At 61.3% G+C, this 15,451-nt stretch carries 13 protein-coding genes; all 13 read right to left on the reverse strand.

The genetic code is table 11. The features are described 5' to 3' along the window. Positions 1–139 precede the first annotated feature (139 nt). A complete protein-coding gene (locus IPK70_12785) occupies positions 140–2,032 on the reverse strand; it encodes a tetratricopeptide repeat protein (protein MBK8228033.1) in 1,893 nt (630 codons plus the stop codon). A 129-nt stretch (positions 2,033–2,161) separates the two neighbouring features. Beyond that, positions 2,162–2,407, reverse strand: a complete 246-nt coding sequence (locus IPK70_12790) for a hypothetical protein (protein MBK8228034.1) — start codon at positions 2,405–2,407, stop codon at positions 2,162–2,164. 55 nt (positions 2,408–2,462) lie between these two features. Further along, complete coding sequence (locus IPK70_12795) at positions 2,463–2,849, reverse strand: VOC family protein (protein ID MBK8228035.1); 387 nt, start codon at positions 2,847–2,849, stop codon at positions 2,463–2,465. 67 nt (positions 2,850–2,916) lie between these two features. Next, a complete protein-coding gene (locus IPK70_12800; protein ID MBK8228036.1) occupies positions 2,917–3,726 on the reverse strand; it encodes an AraC family transcriptional regulator in 810 nt (269 codons plus the stop codon). Positions 3,727–3,964: 238 nt separating this feature from the next. After that, entirely contained in the window at positions 3,965–5,956 is a 1,992-nt protein-coding gene (locus IPK70_12805) for a hypothetical protein (GenBank protein MBK8228037.1), read from the reverse strand. Next, entirely contained in the window at positions 5,953–7,410 is a 1,458-nt protein-coding gene (locus IPK70_12810) for an adenylate/guanylate cyclase domain-containing protein (GenBank protein ID MBK8228038.1), read from the reverse strand. Before IPK70_12810 ends, IPK70_12805 begins: the two co-directional genes overlap by 4 nt. 727 nt (positions 7,411–8,137) lie before the next feature. Next, entirely contained in the window at positions 8,138–9,337 is a 1,200-nt protein-coding gene (locus IPK70_12815; protein ID MBK8228039.1) for a tetratricopeptide repeat protein, read from the reverse strand. A gap of 47 nt (positions 9,338–9,384) precedes the next feature. Beyond that, positions 9,385–10,119, reverse strand: a complete 735-nt coding sequence (locus IPK70_12820; protein MBK8228040.1) for a tetratricopeptide repeat protein — start codon at positions 10,117–10,119, stop codon at positions 9,385–9,387. 210 nt (positions 10,120–10,329) lie between these two features. Further along, complete coding sequence (locus tag IPK70_12825) at positions 10,330–11,352, reverse strand: hypothetical protein (protein ID MBK8228041.1); 1,023 nt, start codon at positions 11,350–11,352, stop codon at positions 10,330–10,332. Beyond that, entirely contained in the window at positions 11,349–12,485 is a 1,137-nt protein-coding gene (locus tag IPK70_12830) for a hypothetical protein (GenBank protein MBK8228042.1), read from the reverse strand. The genes IPK70_12825 and IPK70_12830 overlap by 4 nt, the downstream gene beginning before the upstream one ends. 23 nt (positions 12,486–12,508) lie before the next feature. Beyond that, complete coding sequence (locus IPK70_12835; GenBank protein ID MBK8228043.1) at positions 12,509–13,369, reverse strand: hypothetical protein; 861 nt, start codon at positions 13,367–13,369, stop codon at positions 12,509–12,511. A gap of 68 nt (positions 13,370–13,437) precedes the next feature. Next, positions 13,438–13,845, reverse strand: a complete 408-nt coding sequence (locus IPK70_12840) for a hypothetical protein (protein ID MBK8228044.1) — start codon at positions 13,843–13,845, stop codon at positions 13,438–13,440. Positions 13,846–13,877: 32 nt separating this feature from the next. Further along, entirely contained in the window at positions 13,878–15,302 is a 1,425-nt protein-coding gene (locus IPK70_12845) for a peptidase S41 (GenBank protein MBK8228045.1), read from the reverse strand. Positions 15,303–15,451: the final 149 nt, after the last annotated feature.

Raw genomic sequence — 15,451 nt, forward strand, 5'->3', positions numbered from 1 at the left:
CGTCCTGTGCGCTAGTGGCCAACGTACGGACCGCGATCGACAGCAGGAGCAGCCCGCAGGCCCGGAGCCGCGGGATGGAGGACCTTGGAGTTACTCGCCATGCGCATGAGGTTGATGTTCCATGCCCTGGTCAGGCTTGTCACATTCCGGAAACGAAATACATCTCCATCTCCCCCTTGCCCTTCGCCTGCACCTTCCCGCGAGGGGTGAAGGTGAGACCCGGCTCGCTCTTCACAAACGCGTAAGTCGCCTCGCTGATATTGACCTGTCCCGCCTCGCCGCTGCTCTCCATGCGGCTCGCCGTGTTTACGGTGTCGCCCCAGATGTCGTACTGGAACTTCTTCACGCCTACGATGCCCGCGACCACCGGGCCAGTGTGCACTCCGATGCGGATCTCGAAATACGGCAACCCCGCCGCGATCTTCCGGGCCTTGCCTTCGGCGATGAAGTCGCGCATTTCGAAAGCGGCTTTGATCACATCTGTGGCGTGCGTTGTATTCGGCGTGGGTAATCCTCCAGCGGCCATGTACGCATCCCCGATGGTCTTGATCTTCTCGATGCCGTGCTTGGCGGTGATGTGATCGAAGGCGCTGAAGCACTCGTTCAGGTCGCGGACCAGTTCCTGCGGGCTCAGTGTTTCGCTCATCGCCGTGAAGCCCTTGAAGTCGGTGAAGAGCACGGTGACCTGGTCGATGTGCACAGCCTCAGCCGAACCCTTGGCCTTCAATTCCTCAGCGACTTCTTCCGGCAGGATGTTCAGCAGAAGCTCTTCACTGCGCGCCTTTTCCTTGCTGATGCGGTTGCGCTGGCGCCATACCACGCCCAGGAAAAGCAGTGCTCCAGCGAGTCCACCGGCGATCCCATTCCTCACCAACCGCTGGCGCAGGTCTTTCCGCTCCTGCTCGACCCGGGTGGCAGCTTCCTTCTTGTCGAAGTCGTACTGCATCTGTACCTGGACCGCCTTTCGGGTGTTCGCCTCGTTGGTGATGCTGTCCTGGTAGGCGATGTGGAGTTTGAACTGTTCCAGTGCCTCGGGGGCATCGCCCAGTGCATTGGCGATGTCGTACAGGCCCGCGTGCGCGTTGGAGAGCCACTGCTTCGCACCCACCGACCGCGCATATTCGATGCCCCTGTTGAGGTACTCCTCCGCTTCGTCGTAGCGCTTCATCCGTGTGAGGATCTCGCCCGTGTTGATGGAGGCCGCTGCGAGCCTGAACGGGTCGCCGATCCGCTCGAGGAGGGCCAGGATGCGTTCGTTGTATACCAGTGCCGTATCGAACTGCTGCAGGCGCTGATAGTGGTTGGCCAGGGAACCGAGGGTGATGACCTCTCCCATTGGATGTCTCAAGGCGCGCGCCATGTCCACCGCCCTGTTCAGGTAGATCCGCGCCTCGTCGGAGCGGCCTTCGTCGTCCAGCACATTGCCCAGGTTGTTGCATGTCCTGGCAATGCCCAAGCTGTCCCCTGTGCGCTCATAGGCCTGCAGCACCTGCTCAAGCAAGGCGGTCGCCTTCGCATGCTCGCCCATATGGCCATACACCACGCCGATGTCCATGCGCATGTCCACCACCGCCGCGCTGTCCCCGAGTTGCTCAGCGAGCTTCAGGCTGATGAGGTGCTGCTTGAGCGCTTCGGGGAAGTCGCTCTGTTGCTCTGCGATATGAGCGAGTGCGAAGTGGATCTTCTTCTGCTTGTCGGCATCGCCCAATTTGGCCCAGAGCGCCAAGGCACGCTGAAGATGGCTGCTGGCAATGCCGTACTCCTGCCGACGCATGTAGCCGGTCCCGACAATGCGCAAAGCCTCGCCAAGTCCGGGTTCAAAAGCGAGTTCCTCGGCAAGCCGTTGCGCCTGCGATGCGTAACTGATCGCGCTGTCCGGTTCCACGTCCATGTACGCCTGCGCCAATGTGTTCAGCGCGTTCACGCGGGTGGTGTCCGGTGCGGACGCGGCCAGGACCCTTCGCAGGGAGTCCGTGTCGTCCTGTGCCCGGATCACCGACGCACAGCAAGACAGGAACAGGACGGTCAGCACGCCTCCGGTGCGCAGAAGTTGAGTGGCTTGCACGGACCCAAGAAGGGGAACTTTCTTGGAATGGGCAATAGCCGGAGGGTGAAAGTTCCTACGCACGACCGAAGCACCTTTCGCGATCGACGCACGCTCTCAAGTCTGCGCGAACTCCCCGGTGCGGCGCACGAAGTACATCTCCATCTCCCCCTTGCCCTTCGCCTGCACTTTTCCCCGCTGGGTGAAGTTGAAACTTGTCTCGTTCTTCACCAGCAAATAGGTCGCCTCACTGATGTTCACCTGCCCCACCTCGCCACTGCTCTCCATGCGGCTGGCCGTGTTCACCGTATCGCCCCAGATGTCGTAGGCGAACTTCTTCACGCCCACGATGCCGGCGACCATGGGGCTTCCTCGGAGCCCGGTTCGAGGGCGGTGGAAGACCTGGCCAGCTTGGGGTCTAGGACCGGTCTTGAGGTGGAGAGTACTTCACGACATCGATGCCGATACCGTTCGGGTCTTCTATGGCGAAGTGCCTGTCACCCCAGGGTTCGTCCCGGATATCGATCTTAATCGGCACACCGCGCTGCTTGAGGTCGTTGTAGATCCCATCCACATCCTCGACCTCAATGGTCAGGTACATTCCCTGTCCAAGGAATGGCTGATGGAAGATGGGTTGCTGGCTGGGGTGGTTCGGCAGTAGGAAGCTGAGTTCCGCCTGGTTGTTGGGGGTATGCAACAGGAGGTAGAACTCGTTCTCGAAGGAAACCCCGAAGCCTAGGATGCTGGTGTAGAAAGCCTTGCTTTCCGCCAACTTCGATGTGATGATGCCTGCGTTCAGTTTCATCTTGTGATCGTTATGACCGCAAAGCTCCAACAGGCCGCGACCGGATCATAGTACAGAACGAACAAGATCACCGGCCGAACGCCTTGCTGGGTGTTACACCATAGAAGGCCTTGAACTCCTTGATGAAGTGGGACTGGTCGTAATAACCTTCACCGAAGAACAGTTCGTTGTGCTTCAGGCTCTGGGATGAAGGCTTGGCACGCAGTACGTTCTGGAAGCGGACCACTTTCGCGAAGGTCTTGGCCGTGTCGCCGATGTAGTACTCGAACAGCCGTCGGAGCTGGCGCGGACTGATGCCCGTGTCCAGGTCCCTTTCGATGTTCACCACCCCGGACTTCTTCAGGATCACCTCGATGGCCCTGTACAGCCTGCCATCATCGTCGAACGGGGTGCGCTCTACCAAGCCCGTGAAGTATGCGTCCAGGACGCTTCGCAACTCTTCGGTCGTTGTGCCCGCATTGAACCGTTCGGCGATGAAAGCCGAGAGGTGCGGCACCACGTTGACGAGTGGCTCGAAGCGATCGCTCAGCTCGGCTGCGTTGACCCTGAACAGCTGAGGGAACACGGTGGGGAGGAACCGCACGCCGATGTAGTTGAAGGACGTGCCCAGCGGGAATTGCGTGTACCGCTTGCAAAATCCCATCACGTAATTGTCCTGAGGGGCGTTCAGCTCAACGAAGATGTCGATGCAGCCATCGGCGACCACGCGATACACGAACGGCTCTGAAAGCGCGACGCTCGTATTGAGCTGCCAATAACAATGAATGAAGTCCTCGAGTTGCGAGGCCGGCTTGAATTCCGCATACGCCACGTTACCGGTAGACCCTTGAACGGTCGGTTGCACAGGCATGTACAGTTGGCGGATGGCGGGATGCATGTTCAAGGATCACGATGGATCCAACGATCCAGCCTGGCTTTGCAACGGGCTTGACGGGTTGCCACACCGTTTGCCAACCGGTTGTAACCGCATGTGTTCATCTGCATCGCGTTGAAGCTGTCGGTGTAACGGCAGGTGGATGCTCGAGCATGAGCGGAGGTCATGGAGCGACGGCGGAGCAGCGTGCACGTGACAATCTTCCCGGACATGGACATCATGGGAGAAGTGGCGGATGAAATTACGATCGCTCCACGAAGTACATCTCCATTTCACCTTTCCCCTTCGCCTGCACCTTTCCACGCGGGGTGAATACGAACGCGGGTGAATGGTTAATGGGAGTTGGTGAATAGCTGGCCCCATCCTCACCATTCACCATTCGCTCTTCACCATTCACCGATCGGTACGTCGCCTCGCTGATATTCACCTGGCCCACTTCGCCGCTGCTCTCCATGCGTGCCGCCGTGTTCACGGTGTCGCCCCAGATGTCGTATTGGAACTTCTTCACGCCAACGATGCCGGCGACGACCGGCCCGGTGTGGATGCCCACGCGCATCTCGAAGTAGGGTTTGCCTGCGGCTTCGCGTTCCGCTTTGTGCCGCTTCATGAAGTCCTGCATCTCCAGTGCCGCACGGATCACATCGGCCGGTGGACCGTGTTGCGGGTCGGGCAATCCGCCGGCGGCCATGTAAGCGTCTCCGATGGTCTTGATCTTTTCGATGCGGTACTTCGCCATGATGCCGTCGAAGGCCTTGAAGCAGGTGTTGAGCTCCGCGACGAGTTCGGCGGGCGTCACTTGTTCGCTCAATTGCGTGAAGCCTTTGAAATCCGTGAACAGGATCGTGGCCGTGTCGAAGTGTTTCGCTTCCGCAGCGCCCGTTGCCTTCAGTTCTTCCGCGACTTCCTCGGGCAGGATGTTCAGCAGGAGTTCATCGCTGCGTTGAAGGGCTTTTTGCGTGCGGCGTCGCTGTTGGAACACCACCACCCCGAAGACGAGCAGACCGAGCCCGGCGAACAGGACGATGTTGCGGCGGGTGCGCTCTTGGGCAACGCGCGCTTCCCCGCGTTGGATCTCCTGCGCCATGCGCATGGCGTTGGAGAGGCTGTCCGCCCTCATCTCCGCCTCGAACTCCAATTGGGCCGTCTCCCTTACGGCTTGCATCCCGTCCACACTGTCCTTCAAGACGACCCAATTTTCCGTGATGTGCAGGGCGTCGGCAAGGCGTCCCTCACGGACGTAGAGGTCTTTCAGGGCCTTCGTTGCCGCCATCTCGAAGCGCACCTGTCCGGTGGCTTTCAATTCCTCGATGGCCTGTAACAAGGCCTGCTCCGCATCGCGCAGCCGTTCATCGCGGATCAGCAACTCGCCCAACAAGGTGCGCTCGCGTCCCAGCCATGCATCAACCTTGGCGACTTTCGTTAACTCGATGGCCCGCTCGATGGTGGCGATGCCCTGCCGGACGCTGTCCATCCTGTCGTAATGCTCCGCCAACGTCCAGTGCATGAGCGCGAAGGGCAGGTCCACCGGGTCGTCACCATGTGCGGCGATGGAGTTCCTCAACCAACGCATCGCTTCATCCTGGTCGCCCCGTGCTCTGAGCAGGTAGGCGATGTTCCAATTGAAGATGCCGCGATCGTGCGCTGTCTTGGTGAAGCGATCGCCCAGAACAATCAAGCTGTCGATGGGCACATGGTCCGGCTCCTTGATGGCGATGGCCAGCTGCGCGAGCAGCACGGAGGCGGTGTCCTTGAGCGCATGGGCGAAAGGGAGCATCTGCCGCGCGAACTCCACCATGCGGGTGGTGTCTCCCATCAGTTCGTAGAAACGCTGCAGGCGTGCGTAATGGTCCAACGTTTCCCGGTCCGTAGGGTTCTCCGTGATGCGCCAGGCTTCCATGTAGGCTTTCAGTGCCCCGCTGAAATCGGAGGTGTAGGTCTGCTGTGATCCGAAGGCGCACAGGTAACGGGCGCGTACACGGGCCGCCTTGCGCACCACCGCGGGTTCGGAGGACCGCTCGAGCTCAACGAACACGTTGAACAGGCGGTCGCGGTATTGTTCGGCCATGGCGCCTTGGTGCGCGGTCCATTCGTACAGCGTCACAAGCAGGTCCGCTCGAGTGGTATCGTGTGCGGCACGGTTGATCTCCTGCTCCACGGAGTCGAGCATGGCCGGGCTCTGGGCACTCGTTGCCAAGGCGGCGAGGCCGAATAACCACAACAGATGGGGCCTCATTCGGATGTTACAAAGTACATGTTCATCTCGCCCTTGCCCTTGGCCTGCACTTTTCCGCGCGGAGCGAAGGCGAGCCAGGGCGCGTCCTTGACCAAGGCATAGGTGGCTTCGCTGATATTGACCTGCCCCACTTCCCCGCTGCTCTCCATGCGGCTGGCCGTGTTCACGGTATCGCCCCAGATGTCGTACTGGAACTTCTTCACGCCCACGATGCCTGCTACGACCGGGCCGGTGTGAATGCCCACGCGCATCTCAAAGAAGGGTTTGCCTGCGGCTTCGCGTTCCGCTTTGTGCCGCTTCATGAAGTCCTGCATCTCCAGTGCCGCACGGATCACATCGGCCGGTGGACCGTGTTGCGGGTCGGGCAATCCGCCGGCGGCCATGTAAGCGTCTCCGATGGTCTTGATCTTTTCGATGCGGTACTTCGCCATGATGCCGTCGAAGGCCTTGAAGCAGGTGTTCAGTTCCGCGACCAGTTCCGCCGGTGTCACCTGCTCGCTCAGTTGCGTGAAACCCTTGAAATCGGTGAAAAGGATGGTGGCCGTGTCGAAGTGTTTCGCTTCCGCAGCGCCCGTTGCCTTCAGTTCATCCGCCACCTCTTCGGGCAGGATGTTCAGCAACAGTTCGTCGCTGCGCTTGCGCGCCGCGTTGATCTTGTTGCGTTGCCGCCATACGACCCCAAGGAACAACAACGAGAAGGCGAGACCGCCCGCGATGGAATTGCGTACCAGCCGCTGGCGCTGGTCCTTCTTCTCCTGCTCGGCCTTCGCGGCGGCCTGCTTCTTCTCGAATTCATAGGTCATGGCCGTTTCCGTGAGCTTCTTGTCGCGCTCGGCGTTGAAGAGCGTATCGCTCCATGCTTTGAAGAGCTTGTGGTGCTCCAAGGCGCTGCGATGATCACCCTGCGCGCGCTCCACCTCGCTGAGCGCGCTGTAGGCGCTCATCAGATTGGGCGTGTCCTCGTTGACCAGGAAGGTGGTGATGGCACTATCGAGCAGGGCATGGGCTTCGGCGAGGGCCGGCTTGGTGGCTCCGTGGAAGAAGCGCTCCAGGTAGGCGCGGTCGAGGCTGTCCACCGCTTCGCGATCGAGCGAGGCAAGGCGTTCCTGAACGATGGCCACGTCGATCGCATGGTCCTCCGCCGCGTAGCCGAGCCGGGCCCGTTCGAAATGCGCGCGAGCGCCGATGCGGTCCCCGGCCAGCCGTGCCACGTTGCCCAAACCGAGTTCGGCGGTGGACAACGCTGCGATCATGCGCCCGGCCTCGGCCAATTCCTTCAGCTCGGTGAAGGTGATCCGCGCAGCGTCCGGCTGGCCCATGTCCAACTGGACCTGCCCGAAGTTGGCGAGCGCGATGCTTCGGTCCACCGGAGTGATCTCTGACTTGAAATCGACGAGCAAGCGGCGGTAGTAGCTGGCGGCATCCTCCAGTTTGCCCTGTAGGGCATACACCATGGCGATGTTGGAGTAGCAGGAAGACTGGAACGAACGGTCACCGTTGCGCTCCGCCCAAGCCAGCACCTCGAAGAACGCGCGCAGTCCCTGCTCGAGATCGTCCATGCTCACCATGCCGTTCGCCATGTTGATGCGCAGCGCGTAGATTCCGATGGAATCGGCAAGGTCCAAGCGTATGGCCATGCTTTGCTCCCAAAAGTCCATGGCGGCGGGTGCACGGCCCAGGTAGTAGTTCGCCGTGCCCAACTGCTCAAGGCCGAGGCCCTGTGCACGGGTGTTGCCCAACTTGCGCGCGAGCTCCGTGAGCTCGGTGTACAGCGCGATGGCCCTGTCGAGATCGCCGCGCTCCATGAAGATGGCGCCAGCGCGGTTCAGTGAGCGCAGGCGGTTGCTGTCCGGCGGCGCGGTCTCCAATACGTGCAGGATCGAATCGACATTGCGCTGGGCAGCTGCCGAGAAGGCAAGGCAGGTGAGCAGGGCAGGCACGAGCAGGGTGCGTGCGGTGGAGGATAGCATGGTGCCAAACTGCACAAAGCCGCGCGAACTATCAATACTTACGAATGCAGGTGAATGGGAGTTGGTGAATGGTGAATAGGATATGGTGAATGGGGGTTGGTGAATGGGGAGATCCTTGCGATCGGCCCCCTCAGTGGTTGCCCATCGGCGCCTAGACGGGTCCATCGCTCCGCGTTGTACTGATGGTGGCCGGGCATTGGACGAATTTCACCTACGCGACTTCGCTGCTACGGTGAACGAAGTACATCTCCATTTCGCCCTTGCCCTTCGCCTGCACTCTGCCGCGGGGGGTGAAGGTGAATGCCGGGTTGCCGCGCGATGCCGAGGCATCCTTCACCAGCGCATACGTCGCCTCGCTGATGTTGACCTGTCCGACCTCGCCGGATGATTCCATCCGGCTGGCCGTGTTCACCGTATCGCCCCAGATGTCATACTGGAACTTCTTCACGCCCACGATGCCTGCCACCACAGGGCCGGTGTGGATGCCCACGCGCATCTCGAAGTAGGGCTTCCCCAGGGCCTCGCGCTCGGCCTTGTGCCGCTTCATGAAGGCCTGCATGTCCAAGGCCGCCAGCACCGTGTTCGTGGCCGAGTTGTCCGTTGGCACCGGTAGCCCGCCAGCGGCCATGTACGCATCGCCGATGGTCTTGATCTTCTCGATGCCGTATTTGCCCACGATGTCGTCGAAGGCCTCGAAGCATGTATTGATCTCACTGACCAGCTCCTGGGCGCTCAGCTTCTCTGATGCAGCGGTAAAGCCTTTGAAATCGGTGAAGAGGATGCTGACCTGATCGAAGTCACGCGCATCGGCCCTGCCCTTCTCCTTCAGCTCGGCCGCAATGTCGGCCGGCAGGATGTTGAGCAGGAGGTTCTCGGAGCGGTCCTTCTCCACTTGCAGTGCAGCCTTCGATCGGCGCACGTACCGCAAGCGGGTGTAGATGCCACCGGCCAACAGCAGCACCGCTAAGCCACCACCGATGGCGATGTTCCGTGTACGCTCCTCGCCGCGCATCTGCGCTTCATGCGCTTGCTGCACCAGACGGGCTTCTTCGGCCTTGGCGATGCTATCCTGCAGCATCACCTTGGCGAACTCCATCTGCTCTAATTTCTTGGAGGTCTCTTGGGCGTTGAGGCTGTCGGTGATCACGTTCATCTTCTCCAGATACACCAGCGCTTCGTTGCCTTTGCCCATGGCCTTGTAGGCATCATAATGGCATTGACACGCATCCTTCTGGAGGTCCCATGCACCGATCTCTTCCGCCAGGGCCAGGCTCTTTCGGCAATAGCCGATCGCAAGGCTGGCCTTGCCCTGTCCGCGATAGACCAGCCCGATGTTGTTCAGGCTTATGGCGAGCCCGCTCTTGTCCCCGAGCTCTTCCCGCATCGCCAGCGCCTTTTGGTGGTATTCCAACGCACGGGGGTAGTTGCCTTGGCCACCGTAGATGACACCGATGTTGTTCAGGCTGACCGCGATGCCGCTCTTATCCCCGATCTCTTCCTGGATCGCCAGGCTCTTTGGTTGTATTCCAACGCGCGGGCCGTATCACCTTGTTCGGCGTACACCGCACTGAGATTACTTAGGCTGCTCGCCATGTTCTTCATATCCCCGCTCGCTTCCCGGATCGCCAGGCTCTTTTCGAGGTACTCCAACGCGCGGGTGAAATTGCCTTGATCGAGGTAGATGGTGCCGATGTTGTTGAGGTTGTTCGCGAGGCCGGTCTTCTCCCCGATCCCTTCGAAGATCGCGAGGGACCTCTGGTAGTATGCCAACGCGCGCGGGTTGTTGCCTTGCTGCCAGTAAATGAGGCCGATGTTGTTCAGGCTGCCTGCGATGCCTTTCTTGTCCCCGATCCGTTCATTGATCGCCAAGCCTTGTTGGTAGTAGGCCAAGGCGCGGGGGTAGTCGCCCAAGTTCTTGCTCGCACCACCTTGCAGGTTGTACCCTTTTGCTGAGGCCCTGGGGTATTGGCGCGCTTGGGCGAAGGTGTGCAGGGCTTCGGCCAGGATCGCGGCCGTGTCGGGCTGCGTGTACAGGTAGCCGTCCCACACATAGTCAACGTAGGCGGCAACACGGATGGAATCGGATCGGGACGGGTCTTGCCAGATGGCGTAGAGCGAATCGAGGTACTGTGCTTGCGCGCTTGTCGATAGCCCCAGGACGATCGCGAAGATCAGGTTGCGGTATGTGCTCATGATCTGCGCTCCACTGTATCGGGATGGTCATCCCCCTTGCCTCGTTCGCAATGACCTGCCCAGGAAAGTCGGACGTGAATGTAGGTGGATCATGTTGAGCCAACCTTACGAGGACCGTGATCCGATCATCGTTCTGAACCGCGCGAACACTGCACGCTTGCTCTCGAACGTACTGGATCGATCAGCTGGAAGGCATCGCTGCACAGCCCTTCACGGCAACCGGAAAGGTCTTGTACGCATCTCCTGCATATTCCCACCCATCAGCACAATGCGGTAGGTGCCGGGCATAAGCTCTTTCGTGGCCGTGGGTGAATTGGCGCCTACCCACCCGCTAACGCTTCGCAAGGGGTGCAGCATCACCAGCTGGTCCTCCCAGTCTCCCCACGGCATGCCGCAGTCCATCTGCACGCGATGCGGGAGCCGCATCACCCATCCCGTGTCGGCGAGCAGCTCGACGCCGAACAGGGGCATCCTGCTCGCGCACCCGCCGTCCAGCATCACACGACCGGTGATGCGCAGCCAGACCGTGTCGGCGCTGATGCGCTCCACCTCCACGTTCTTCAACGGCGGCTGCTTGGCCCAGAACGCTTCCGGATCCTCGGGCGTGGCAGGTCGCTTCGGCTCAGGTGCGGCGATGGGCTCAATAGGTCGTCGCGGCTCCGGCGGACGGATGCCCGGCGGTGGGATGTTCGCGGGTGGATCCACCCAGTTCGCTTCCTTCTTCAAGCGCTTCAGAATGAACTGGTGCGTGGCCACACCGGCCTGGTATTCGTTGATGCAGGTGTTCACGTCCCATGTGCGTCCGGGCTTGAAGCGCATCACCTCCGGAGAAGGCTCGGGCCAGCGCGCCCAGGCCCGATCGATCAGCGGCTGCATATCATCGGGCAGATCGATGCGCATGGTGTCGGTGCCGGCGATCACCAGGATGCGGCTCTCGGACACACCAACCATCGGCGTGAACACGCGCCAGCCATCGTTCTTCTCCTTGAACAGGTCGCGGCTATGCAATGCGATGCTCGTGTCCCGCTTGAGCCAGTATTGATCCGAGTCGTAGTAACGCACGCGCTCGCGGTACTGCTGCTTCACCACGTAGGCACGCGACAGCGGCTTGTCGGCATCGCCGGGTTCGGAGATCACGAAGCAGAAGTCGGGCGGTTGGGGCTGCGCGCTCAGTGGTGCGCCCATGATCACCAGCGCACCGATCAGCAAGTCATGTGCGGCCAACCACTTCATCGTACCGTAAGGTAGTGTCCATCCAACGCGGCATAACGTGGCGTAGGGAAGGACGGATCCTCCTTGTACTTCACCTGCAACCGCACACGCCCGGCAGGCAAGGGCGGCACCTGCACGGTGACCTCGCGTTCCTGCGCGTGATCATCGGTTATCCCCACCGGGGACCGATCGACCGTGAACTCCAGGATGTGCTCACCTTCAAGGTCCGGGACCGTGCGATGCGTGATGCGCACATGCTCACTGCCACCCAACCACCAGAAGCGGAACACCAAGGTATCGCGTTTGGTGGGCTGCGCGTGCGAGAGGTGCACCACATAGCTGGGCGGTGGCACGCCCACATGTCGATCGTACCCTGCATGGTCCCAGCCGAACACAGTGTCGCGCACCACGGCGGTATCCAATTCAACGCGATGCCAGCCCGTTGCACGGAACTGTGTGGGGGCGAAGCGTACCGTGTCCAGCGGCCACTCAGGTCCGAGGGCCGTACCACGGATACGCATGCTGATGTCCGGGTGGTAGGGACTTTCGGCAAATAGGTGCACTACCGCTTCGGGCAGGCTGCCGGTACGGGTCGTGCGGCAGCGTACGCCGAAGTCGAAGGTCGGTCGCAAACGGTCAATGGCGTGATGGACCGTGTCGCACCCACAGCTCGCGGCCATGATCGTGCCTGGGAAGAACTCCATCAAGGGGTCCAGTCCGACCAAGGTGCCGGTGACGCGCAGGAACTTGGGCAGGTCGGTCACGCTGGTGCGGCCGGGGGCGAAGGCCACGATCATGTGGTCCGTGGCATACGGGTGGTTCGTGCGCAAGCCCGCGCGTGGCGGGAAGGCGATCTCCATCACCCCTTCATCGCGATGCCGGATGCGCAGCCAGAGCGTGTCGCGATGCCGGGTGATGTCGCTCCGTTCTGCCGGGAACTCGACCATGCTGAGGGGGGTGTTGTTGACGGGGAACGGCCGGGTGCGTTCACCGTCCACCTCGAAGATGAATTCGTTGCCTTTCTGCAACCGTTCAGCGGGCACAGCCAACCCTTGGTGCTCCAGCATGAAGGAGAATTCCAGCTCACGCCAACCGGGTTGAGCCTGTATCAAATGCGCAGCGATCAAGAGGACAGCGGCGCAGGCCGTGCGCATGCCATGCGGAGCCGTTCTGCCCATCACCATCCGAACGTCAAGAAGAACAAGCTCTCATGCCCACGCCATCGCAGGTAGGTGGTGTACCGACCATACGGCAGCTCGGTGATGTCCACCCACTTGCTGGTCTCCCCATCCGGCGGCATGTCCACACTCAGGCTGGCAGTGGTGCTCGCCACGCCCGTGCTATCCTGCATGTAAAGCTCGAAGCGCGTCCCAGGTCCACTCGCCGGGAACTCAAGCAAGTGGTGCGCATAGTTCGGGTCGCGATCGATATTGATGGACAAGGGCCCGGTACGCAACCCGTCCGACTCGAGCGTGAACGAATGGCGGGCTGTTTCATAGAGCGCGAGCACCTCGGAGCGCCGTTCCGCCCAAAGCGCGTCGAAGCGTTCCGTAAGCGCCATGATGCCCGGCTCGTGCACCAGTTCGATGTTGGTGAACCATCCCTTGCGGAACGGCAGCAGCACGGGCGGACGCGGCGGTGCACCCAGCTTCGCGGTGCGCTCCAGCATACGTGTTTCCATGCGCCCGTCCAGGTTCAGGTCCACGATCATGGTGTCGGATCCGCGGATCGCGATCAGCTTGTTATCCGGGTAGCCGAAGATCCCGCGCATTTCCACCACCATCAAGGGAGCGCCGTTCACCTTGATGCACGGGGTCAAGCTGCGTGGTTGGCCCGGGAAGTGGACCGGCCAGCGCGGATCCTCATAGCTCCAGTATTGCCCGCGCCCGATGTACTCCACGCGATAGGCACCTTTCAACGGAGCGAGCGCGGGACCATCCTCGATGAAGGCGAAGTTGAAGCGGAAGGAGAACTCATTGAACTGCGCTCCTGCTTGGGCACAGTGGGTCAGGAGCAGGGCTGTGAGGAGGTGGCGCATCGAGGGATGGTGCACGCAAGGCGAGGTCACGGTTCGATCCTGTCGGGGTGGACTTCTGGTTCGTGATACTACAGGTTGAACTCCCGCGTCGCCTTCCGCTTCCCGCTGGCGCCCATGAACACCAAGCGGTAGATGCCTGGTGCCAGCACACGGTCCTTGCGACGCCTCAGGCCCCATTCAACTTCAAACTTCAGGTCCAGCAGCACATCGCGCTTGCGCCAGTACCATGAGCCCGCGCCACAGAGCATTTGCGAGCCCGCAAAGGGAATGTGCTGCACCCATCCGGTATCTGTGCGCATTTCCAACGCGAACAGCGGACGATCCCCGGAACAACCGCCATCCAGCATCACGGTTCCGGTGAGGCTTACGCGGACGGAGTCCATGCTGGCGCTCACCAGCTCCGCCTTGCGTATGTTACGGGTATGCGTGCAGGCGCAACAAGCCAGCACCGGGAGCACAAGGAGGAGCGCGCGCATCGGCAGGCTGTACACGTTACCGGTCGTTCAGTTCACCGCCCCTCCAACACGCCCTGCACATACCCGATCCACTCCATCTCCGGAATGCCCTCATCCAGGTAGTGGTCCGGCTGGATGCCCATCACATCCACCGGCATGTGCGGCAGGCGGTGGCTCAGGCTCATGGTATAGGCCAGCATGAAGCAACCATCGGGTGATGCGATCTCCCGCAGGTTCGATGCATCGATCGAACCTTGCGTGGGGCGTCCGAAGAGCTTCACCTTGGCACTGGTGCGCGCATCCAACAGGAACTGCTCATCGGTGCTGCCGTTGCCGGCGTTGTGCAGGATCCCCACCCGCTGCGGGAAGGGCAGCACGGTGTGCGCGCTGTCCACTGACCACGGCTGTTCGTCCATCTCCAACCACGTCCCGAGCGCAGCACGCATGCGGGTGGCCACATCCAGGCACCAGCGCCCATCCTCTGTGTCCCGACCGAACATGTCGGCATAGGCCTCGTAGCCCGCAGCGTTCAGCTCGGTGGCGCGCAGCTTCACGCCTACGCTGCGTATCGGTCCCGTGTAGAGGTAGGGGATCAACCCTGCGTAGCTCGCATCGCTGCCACCGGTCCCGTTGCGGATGTCGATGATGAAATTCTCCGTGTTGCGGATCAGCGCATCGTTGGCGGAGAGCACGCTGTCGATCATCGCCTTCTGCGCGTATTCGAAGGAAGGGATGCGCATGTAGAGCGTGCGGTCGCTGAGCCGCTCCAGGAAGGGCGCTTCGGCGTCCATCGCCCGTTGGTGCATGCGTTCGGCCGGGGAGAACTGTGGCGCGGGCACCTGACGCATCCAAACACCGCGCATCTGCAGCATGCTGCCGCTGCTGCCCTTTAAGGTGGCCGCCACTGGTTCGGGTGAATGGTCGCCCATATAGAAGGTGCCCGCGTAGCGCCCGTCCGCCTGGCGTTGAAGTTCAACTTTCACCTCGCCGGTTCTCCAATTCTTGTTCTCCGAGGCCAGGATCACCGCATCGAAGCGCGTGCTGTCCTTCGGTTGCCGCACGATGCCCACGCGGTAGGGTCCCATGGTCCACACGCCTTCCAAGGGGTGCCGTTTCGCACCGGCTTGATTCAATCGCTTCACCAGATCCCCTTCCGTGAGCTTCATCGTGCGGCTCGGTGGAACGGTCGTGGGCTGCGCGGCCGTGTTCGCTGCGTGCACTTGCGCTGCTTGTTGCGCCTGTTCCGTGGGACCGATGCCGATATGCCCCTTGCGGAACCAGTGCAGCCATTCGTCGAGCACTTGCGTGCAGGCGACCGGATCCTTAGCGCTGTCGGCTTTGGCGCGCAGGGCTTGTGTGTGCTCTTCGTAGGCGGCCTGGCCTTTGCGGTCCACCACAAGCTGGAAACCGGCGTCGTTTTGCTCGAAGGTGGTCACCATCCAACTGAAGGCGGCTGGGCAGGCGCAGGGTTGGGCCATAGCGCGATGGAACGCGAGCGCAGCAAGGACCAGCAGCAAGGACCTGGTGTTCATACGAGGGATCGGTTGCGCGTAAAGTACGCGAACGGAAGGCGCTGTGCTGGTCGCGCCCTAATCGCACCATCAACGCATTCCACCGACCAGCTTCA

The organism is Flavobacteriales bacterium (genome assembly GCA_016712535.1).
In the GTDB taxonomy this organism is placed as follows: Bacteria; Bacteroidota; Bacteroidia; order Flavobacteriales_F; family PHOS-HE28; genus PHOS-HE28.